General features: G+C 37.2%; 1 protein-coding gene. It reads right to left on the bottom strand.

What is annotated here, in order from left to right; genetic code table 11:
• Positions 1-209 precede the first annotated feature (209 nt).
• On the bottom strand, positions 210-986 hold the full coding sequence (locus tag CH352_RS18915) for a hypothetical protein (RefSeq protein ID WP_100708319.1): 777 nt from the start codon (positions 984-986) through the stop codon (positions 210-212).
• Between the last annotated feature and the right edge of the window lie 107 nt (positions 987-1,093).

Genomic DNA, 1,093 nt, shown 5'->3' with positions numbered 1-1,093 from the left:
AATCACTAGTTTCATTTAATACCTACTCAATAATGATAGCAGAATGAAGTTTCGCGTGGCTTTCGCATAACGACCAAGCCTAGCCGACGTTCGCGACAGCACGAACTTGCGTAAGCAAGTGCAGTGATGGAAGCGAATGTGCCGCAGGCCGAAGCGAGAGTGCGAAGCAGCTCGAAGCGCAGCGGCTGAGGCGAAAGTTAGGCGAAGTTCTATTTATAGCTATTTACATTCTCCGAAACATACATTTTATAAATATTATGTCCGGCGCTTCCAAGCACTATCTTTGAATTACTCATCTCTTCCTTCAAAAGGATATCATTAACATAAAAGTACTCTAATATTTTTTTTGGAATCCTTAAACTATTGCGATATTCATCTTTACTATAACTTTCAAATAAGCTATGTAATGCTTCTTTAAGGTTATAGCTCTCCTTTATATTCTCATATAATACAACATCATGTGACTTGCTAACTGATAGTCCTGCCCGTAAAGAACTTAGCTCTTCTTCAGAATTTTTATACATCTGACCAATCAGCTCTTTCTCTCTTTTAAAGCCTTCAATTGTTCTATCTTTTTCCATCATAATGTCTGCAATCTTCTTCGACATTTCTTCAAGTTCTAATTTTATCCTTATAGATTCCTCTAATGTCAAAAGCTCTTGGCTTTCAATCTTGTTTTTAACGGTTTTTTTCCAAACTTCATATAGCAACCATAGCCAATACGACAAATTTGAAAGAAGAGGATATATTAAAAGTAAAACAAAAGTAGATAAGATCGGATAGAGAATAACTTTGCACCAGCTTGCTGCATAATAATTCACATAAAATATTCTATCGGATATTAGTATCTCTTTTTGAGAGTATAGTAAGGCGATCGCAACATCCCAATTCCAGGATAACCATGAAATTAAAAAGGTACCAGCGAACGGACTAATCGCTCTTTCAGTAAGAACCTTCTCAATCGATTTTTTTATTTCTGAAATCATTTTATTTGTTCAAACCATTAATAGAATTTCGCCTAACGACCAAGGGTTGGCGACGTTTCGCGAGTCCGAAGGACTTGGCGCGAGGCTTGCCACGCAAGACGAGTGAC

Origin of the sequence: Leptospira hartskeerlii, assembly GCF_002811475.1 — a bacterium.
GTDB classification, from domain to species: Bacteria; Spirochaetota; Leptospiria; order Leptospirales; family Leptospiraceae; genus Leptospira_B; species Leptospira_B hartskeerlii.
The sequence above is the reverse complement of the archived record's forward strand: the minus strand, read 5'-3'. Positions and strand labels throughout refer to the sequence as shown.

Coding starts and splice junctions, on each gene's coding strand:
- CH352_RS18915 (WP_100708319.1), bottom strand. CDS start 986: ATGATTTCAGAAATAAAAAAATCGATTGAGAAGGTTCTTACTGAAAGA.